Here is a 6,088-nt window from a genome sequence, read left to right as displayed (position 1 = left end):
GACCTTCAGCACCGCCTCGGTGGCCGCCTTCGTGTTCAGCGTGGCGTTCGCGGCCATGCTGCTGTCGGGGGTCCTGTGGTGCCAGAATGTCTGGCACTGGTCGGCGCTGCGGACCGGGCTCGCCATCGCCCCCGGACCGCTGATGGTGCCGGGGCTGGCCATCGCCACCGGGCCGCTGGTGGCCCGCCTCGGGGCGGGGCGGGTGGCCGCCGCCGGCTGCGTCGTGTTCGGGGGTGGGATCACCTGGTGGATCCTGCGGATGAACCCGCATCCGGACTACGTCGGTGCCATGCTGCCCGGGATGCTGCTCACCGGAATCGGCGTCGGGCTGATTCTGCCGACGCTGATCAGCGCGGCCGTCACCGCGCTGCCGACGGCGACCTTCTCCACCGGTTCCGCGGTGGTGACCATGGCCCGCCAGATCGGCACCGTGATCGGGACCGCCCTGCTCGTCGCGGCGCTCGGCGGGGCGACGGCCGGCGACCTCGGCTCGCTCACCGACGCCTACGACCTGGGCTGGATCATCACCGACACGGCGGTCGTCCTCGCCGGGCTGGCCTGCCTGGCGATCCCGCGGCCGCGGCCGGCGTCAGCGCCGTAGGAGGAACCACACGGTCTTGCCGTCGCCGGCAACCGGCGCCGCGCCCCAGTCCTCCGCGAGAGCGTCGACGAGGTGCAGGCCGCGACCGCCGAGCGAGTCGGCGTCGGCGAGGCGTACCTGCGGCCGATGGTGGTCCGGGTCCCGCACGCCCACCCACACCGTGCTCTCCGTGGTCCGGATCTCCAGCACCGGCTCGCCGTGGCCGTACAGCACGGCGTTGGTGACCAGCTCGCTGGCGAGCAGCAGGACGGTCTCGGTCACCTCGGCCGGGACGCCCCTGCCGGCCAGGTCCGCCGCCAACCTCCGGCGGGCCTGACCGGGAGCGGCTGGACCCGCCGGTAGGACGAACCGGTCGAGGAAGGTCCCAACTGGTGGCTCCGACCCGACCGACATGACATCCCCCTATCCGGGGCAATCCAGGGCTAAACCGTCGCCGTGCTGCTCATCGGACTACCTGCGCGAGGACGCCGTCCCGGTCGGCCAGGAATCGCCCGGGCCCGCGCCGGGTCAGGGGCCTGCCCGCCGGACTCTCTTCCCGTAGGCGTGCGCCAGCTCCGAATCGGCGACGGACCGCCGGGCGGCGTCGACGAGCACCGCCGGATCGGTGGCCACACCGCCGGATCGGTGGCCAGCACACCCGCCTCGGTCGGCACCGCCTCGGTCGCCTCGATAGCCTCCAGCGCGACGACCGGCATGCTCAGGTGCATCGCCTCCAGCAGGGTCGGTCCGCATGGCGGCGGCCCGGGGGTGGTGCGGCGCACCCGCGGCGACCCGTTCGCCCCGACGCCCGGAGCCGGCCTACTGACCCTCACTTCGACGGACGTCCTGACCAGCGTCGACGGGTTGGTCGCACGCTCGTGACGAATGGCGACGGCCACCGCCACCTGCCCGACCTCCGAGCCACCCCGCTGATCAGGTCGCTCCTACCAGCAGGGTGCGGACCACCGTCTCGCCGTCTCGCCGTCTCGCCGTCCAGGCAATTGCGTACGACACGGCCAGTGCAGGATGTGCTGCCTGCCCGGCAGCGCGGATCGGGCCGTTGATTGCCAGTCGACAGGTTTCTCGAGGAGAACTCGGCTCGCCCGGGTTGGACACCTGCTGCATCGCCCAACGCGGATGGCGGTCGGACCCGGTGCCGTCGCATCCCGTCCCAAGGGTGGGTGGCATGCTGACAAACATGGACGACACGAGCCCGCGGGAGGCGGCCGATCCGGAGCCGACGGACACCGGAGGCCGCACCAAGTATGACTTCTTCGTCTCTTGCCACCCCGACGACCACGCATGGGGGGAATGGGTCGCCTGGCAACTCGAGGATGCGGACTACCGGATCCTGCTGCCGGATTGGGATTTCAGGCCCGGAGAGAGCTCGGTGGCCTTCCTGCAGAAGGCCATGACCCAGTCGGAGTGCATGATCGCACTGCTGTCGGAGAGCTACCTCACGTCCCCAGACAAGGAACGAGAGTGGAAGGTCGCCTACGGGAGCGATCCCAGCGGGTCTGCCAGCAGGCTGCTACCGGTCAGAATTTCGGACTGCGACCTCCCCGGGCTGCTTGGCGACATCAAGACCTTCGACCTGTTCGACATGGCAGACGAGGCGGCCACTAGCAATCTCCTGCTGGCACAGGTCTCGCACGCGCGGGCGGATCGGGCAAAGCCTAAGAAGAAGCCACCGTTTCCGGGCACGTCAAAAGGCACCGGAACCGGGCTTCCCGGGGCGGTACCCAGGCGCTTTCGCAGCTCCGAATCCCTGCTCCGGGGCGCGCCACTAGCCAGCTTGGCAGAGTATCCGGTGCGGTGGGGGGAGGGGCGCCCGAACCTTGACCCCGAGTATCTGCGGCGGGCCTGCCGGCGGGTCATCGCCGACCGGAACGTCCGCGCCGCCGTGGAACTCATCTACCTGGTGACCCAGAACCACCAGGACGTTGAAATCTCCCCGGACACCTATGACCTGGTGCAACAGGTCAAGGCGGAGTTTCGCGAGGAAATGAAGTACATGGACGGGCCCCAGGCCCAGCAGAGAAACCTCATCGAACCACTGATCAACCTGACCAACGGTGTCGGTGTGATGTTCGCCAACCTACCGATCGAGTTCGTCCTGCACGACACCCGAGACCCCCTTCGTTCGGTCTGCGCCATCCAGAACGTGTTTACCGGGCGACAGGTGGGTTCGCCGGTGAGCAATGTGGCGCTGGCCCGGATCGTGAACCCGCCGGGCCCCGACGTGGCCGTCTATCAGGGCCGCCTGTCGAACGGTCGCAGAGTAAGAAGCACGACCATCCCGATTTACCACCGAGTGTTCGGCCTGATCGCGCTGCTGTGCATCAATGTGGACACCGAGAAGTTTGCACCCGATGCGCCCGGCCGCGAAAATCTGCTGCGAGCTCTCGCCTACCTTCCTGACGAGGTGGTGGACGAGACCTTCTACGTCTGACTCCGCCAGGTACATTCATCGGCTTCCGAAACGTCGACGTCACATTCCGCAGTATTCCGCGGACGAGGTTTTGGCGGCCGGGCGGCGGGTCAAGATGGCTTCATGACCACAGCAATCGAGGCACAGAAGTTCCTCAAGGGTGTCGACTACCCGGCCGATCGTGCGTCAATCGTGAAGAAGGCAAAGGAGAACGGCGCGGACGAATCCCTCATCCGCACTCTGGAGAAGATTCCGGAGCGGCAGTACAGCGGCCCGAATGCAATCTCCAAGGAGCTGTCCGGGAAGTCCTGACCAGTAACGGTTCACTTATCGCAGAATTCCTGTAACGGTAATCGATCGCGGCACTCCTGCGGTCGGGTCGGTTGCACCCGCTTCCCGGCCCGACCGCAGGCTCCCGTCGAGACGGAGCCGGCCAGCCGGCGTCACTGGTTGGCGGGCATCGAGCTGACGCGGAAACCTGCCATGGCTGCGGAGCGGCGAGACGGCGAGACGATTCAGAGGGCGGAGTCTCTCCCGGCGGCACGCCACCGCCGGGTTCGAGGCCGGTGGTGTGGCCCGGGTCCGGGTCGACGGGTGAACCGGCCGCGCGGGATCGCGCGCCGGCGTGAGCGTGGGCGTGAGCGGGTCGCGCGAGGCCGGCCCGGGCCGGGCCCGAGCGGGCCAGCAGCCTCTTGTCGGGTGTCATGACCTCGGCGTGCCCGCCTCAGCCCGGCCAACCCGCCCGGCCGGCTCCACAGCCGCCAGGGCGGCCGATTCCGTCGCCGGCTCGGCGGCCGACCGCGGCGCGGGCTCCGGGCGGCCGGGGAGGAACAGGCCGGCGGTCAGGATGATCGCAATGGTGGCCAGCGCGAACCAGTAGACCCCGTGGAACCCGGCCACGCCGGTGCCGTCGCCCACGGTGGCCAGGATGAGGGTGACGACGGCGATCCCGATCGCGGCGCCGAGCTGGTTGAGGATGTAGAGCACCGAGCTGCCCTGCGGCACCGATGCCGGCGGCAGCGTCCGGTACAGCGAGCCCATCGTCGGGGCGCCGACGAAGCTCAGCCCCAGGCCGACGACGAACGCGGCGAGCGCCGGCCAGACCTCGGCGGTGTGCGCCCCCACCCGGGTGAACGCGAACTCGCCGACGGCGGCGACGAGCGCCCCGGCGCGGACCAGCCGCCGGGCGCCGAGCCGATCGGACAGCCGGCCCGCCAGCGGCATGCCGACGATGGCGGCGACGGCGAACGGCGCGACGAGCAACCCGGAGGCGAGCGGGCCGCGCCCGTGCTGCTGCTGGTAGTACAGCGGGAGCACGAACAGGTTCGCGAACATCGCCAGACCGACCAGCATCATGATCGTAACGCTGGCTGAGAAGCCGCCACTGGTGAACAGCCGCAGGTCGATCAGCGGCGGCATGCGCCGGGCGGCCGCCGGGCGCAGGGCGTGCACGGCGTAGCCGGCGAGCAGCGCGACGGCGGCGGCCAGCGGGAGCAGCACCTGCCAGGCGGCGACGGTGGTGCGGTCCGCGGCCTGGGACAGGGCCAGAACCGCCGTGGCGAATCCGGGTCCGAGCAGCGCCACCCCGATGGTGTCGAGCCGGGTTCGCGGCGCCTCGCCGGTCGGCGTGTCGCGCGGGATGACACGCAGCGCGCCGACCAGCGCGACCGCCCCGATCGGCAGGTTGATCAGGAACATCCACCGCCAGGACAGGTGCGCCAGCACGGCGCCGCCGACGATGAGGCCGAGGACCGGGCCGGCGGAGAGGACCATGCCCATCAGCCCCATCACCCGGCCCGCCCGGGCCGGGCCGGCGGCGCGGGCCAGCAGGGTGAGCACAAGCGGGTCGAGCAGGCCCGCGGCCAGCCCCTGCAGAACCCGGAAGACGATCAGGCTGCTGACGTTCCAGGCCAGCCCCGAGGCGAGCGAGGCGGCCAGGAAGGCGACGAGGCCCGCCAGCCACAGCCGGCGGGCGCCGAACCGGTCGACGGCCCACGTGGTGACCGGGATGGCGACGGTCAGCGCCAGCAGGTAGCCGGTGGAGACCCAGCCGATCGTGCTCAGCGCCGCGTCGAACCGCGCGGCCAGGGTGTCCACTCCGACGGCCACCATGGATCCATCGAGGATTCCCATGATCCCGCCGAGGAGCACGACAGCGATCAGCCGTCGCAGCACGGGATCGAACCGGCCCTCGTCCAGCGCCTGAGCCATTTCTCACCTCTCGAGTCCCCAAATCTACACTGACCGGTGCACTGTAACAGTCCGCATCGTTCCATGGAACCAGTCGGGTTGTTCTACTGCACCAGTCGGTGCAGAGAATCAAAGGTGATGGGATACGGTGTTGTGATGAGTGGGAGGACGCCTGCCGCGGCCGCCGGACCGGACGCCACCGCGTTCGTGGTGTTCGCCCGCGAGGGGTATGCGCAGGCCACGCTGGACGCGATCGCGGCCGAGGCACGCGTCGCCAAGCACACGATCTACAACCACTTCGGAGACAAGCAGACTCTGCTGCGCGCGGCGATCGCCGCCGAGGCGGACCGGGCGATGGCGAAGAACCTCGCGGCCGTCGACCGGCTACGTGACTACGACGGCGACCTGCGCGTGACGCTGGAGGACGTCGGCCGCCAGCTCGTCGCGTGCTACTGCGACGAGCGCGGCTGGGCGCTGCGGCGCCTGCTCTACGCGGAGATCAACCAGTTCCCCGACCTGCTCGACATCATCACCGGCCGGGCATCGGACCCGGTCACCGAGGCGCTCGCCGACCGCCTGGCCCGCCTCGCCCTGGCCGGCCACCTGCGCGGGGGGGATCCGGCCGCCGCCGCCGAGCAGCTCGCCGCCCTGCTCACCGGCTCATTGGAGGCCCGGTGCCGGTATGGCACCAGGGTCATCTCCCCCGCCGAGCAGCACGCCGTCGCCCGCGCCGCGGTCGACACCTTCCTGCACGCCTTCGGTACCGCCTCCGGCCCCGCCGCGACGACCGTGGCCACGGCCGCGCTGGCCTGACACCGCCGGCCGTCGGCGACCCGCCCGCCCGCCGGGTCAGCCCGCCGGGCCAGTGGGCGGGGGCGGATCAGGGG

The 6,088-nt window shown here is 70.6% G+C and carries 8 protein-coding genes; 5 read left to right on the top strand and 3 right to left on the bottom strand.

What is annotated here, in order from left to right:
- Positions 1–601 (top strand): MFS transporter (locus NBZ85_RS26250; protein WP_498041264.1); only part of this gene is annotated, 601 nt, incomplete at its 5' end.
- Here NBZ85_RS26250 and NBZ85_RS26245 read toward each other — a convergent pair.
- A complete protein-coding gene (locus tag NBZ85_RS26245; RefSeq protein WP_261556627.1) occupies positions 590–994 on the bottom strand; it encodes an ATP-binding protein in 405 nt (134 codons plus the stop codon). The two genes, NBZ85_RS26250 and NBZ85_RS26245, sit on opposite strands and share 12 nt — an antisense overlap.
- Positions 995–1,144: 150 nt before the next feature.
- Between NBZ85_RS26245 and NBZ85_RS33895 the strand changes: the two genes are divergently transcribed.
- From NBZ85_RS33895 to NBZ85_RS26230, 3 genes are all read left to right on the top strand, one after another.
- Complete coding sequence (locus NBZ85_RS33895; RefSeq protein ID WP_261556626.1) at positions 1,145–1,462, top strand: hypothetical protein; 318 nt, start codon at positions 1,145–1,147, stop codon at positions 1,460–1,462.
- Between the two features lie 304 nt (positions 1,463–1,766).
- Positions 1,767–3,032 (top strand): TIR domain-containing protein, encoded by a 1,266-nt coding sequence (locus NBZ85_RS26235; protein WP_261556625.1) that lies wholly within the window; start codon positions 1,767–1,769, stop codon positions 3,030–3,032.
- 102 nt (positions 3,033–3,134) lie between these two features.
- Entirely contained in the window at positions 3,135–3,323 is a 189-nt protein-coding gene (locus NBZ85_RS26230; RefSeq protein WP_261556624.1) for a DUF2795 domain-containing protein, read from the top strand.
- Here NBZ85_RS26230 and NBZ85_RS34135 read toward each other — a convergent pair.
- Together NBZ85_RS34135 and NBZ85_RS26225 are read right to left on the bottom strand one after the other, a co-directional pair.
- Positions 3,241–3,717, bottom strand: coding sequence for a DUF6480 family protein (locus NBZ85_RS34135; protein WP_498041263.1), 477 nt, complete (start codon positions 3,715–3,717; stop codon positions 3,241–3,243). The genes NBZ85_RS26230 and NBZ85_RS34135 overlap by 83 nt on opposite strands.
- Positions 3,714–5,222 (bottom strand): DHA2 family efflux MFS transporter permease subunit, encoded by a 1,509-nt coding sequence (locus NBZ85_RS26225; protein WP_261556623.1) that lies wholly within the window; start codon positions 5,220–5,222, stop codon positions 3,714–3,716. The genes NBZ85_RS34135 and NBZ85_RS26225 overlap by 4 nt, the downstream gene beginning before the upstream one ends.
- A 135-nt stretch (positions 5,223–5,357) precedes the next feature.
- On the opposite strand from NBZ85_RS26225, the gene NBZ85_RS26220 reads away from it, so the two are divergent.
- Entirely contained in the window at positions 5,358–6,014 is a 657-nt protein-coding gene (locus NBZ85_RS26220) for a TetR/AcrR family transcriptional regulator (protein WP_261562795.1), read from the top strand.
- Positions 6,015–6,088 lie beyond the last annotated feature (74 nt).

The organism is Frankia tisae, from assembly GCF_025403405.1.
GTDB classification, from domain to species: domain Bacteria; phylum Actinomycetota; class Actinomycetes; order Frankiales; family Frankiaceae; genus Frankia; species Frankia tisai.
The sequence above is the reverse complement of the archived record's forward strand: the minus strand, read 5'-3'. Positions and strand labels throughout refer to the sequence as shown.

What these genes read in the sequence shown, in the direction of transcription:
- NBZ85_RS26245 (WP_261556627.1), bottom strand. Translation starts at nt 994, where the DNA reads ATGTCGGTCGGGTCGGAGCCACCAGTTGGGACCTTCCTCGACCGGTTC.
- NBZ85_RS26235 (WP_261556625.1), top strand. Translation starts at nt 1,767, where the DNA reads ATGCTGACAAACATGGACGACACGAGCCCGCGGGAGGCGGCCGATCCG.
- NBZ85_RS26230 (WP_261556624.1), top strand. Translation starts at nt 3,135, where the DNA reads ATGACCACAGCAATCGAGGCACAGAAGTTCCTCAAGGGTGTCGACTAC.
- NBZ85_RS34135 (WP_498041263.1), bottom strand. Translation starts at nt 3,717, where the DNA reads ATGACACCCGACAAGAGGCTGCTGGCCCGCTCGGGCCCGGCCCGGGCC.
- NBZ85_RS26225 (WP_261556623.1), bottom strand. Translation starts at nt 5,222, where the DNA reads ATGGCTCAGGCGCTGGACGAGGGCCGGTTCGATCCCGTGCTGCGACGG.
- NBZ85_RS26220 (WP_261562795.1), top strand. Translation starts at nt 5,358, where the DNA reads ATGAGTGGGAGGACGCCTGCCGCGGCCGCCGGACCGGACGCCACCGCG.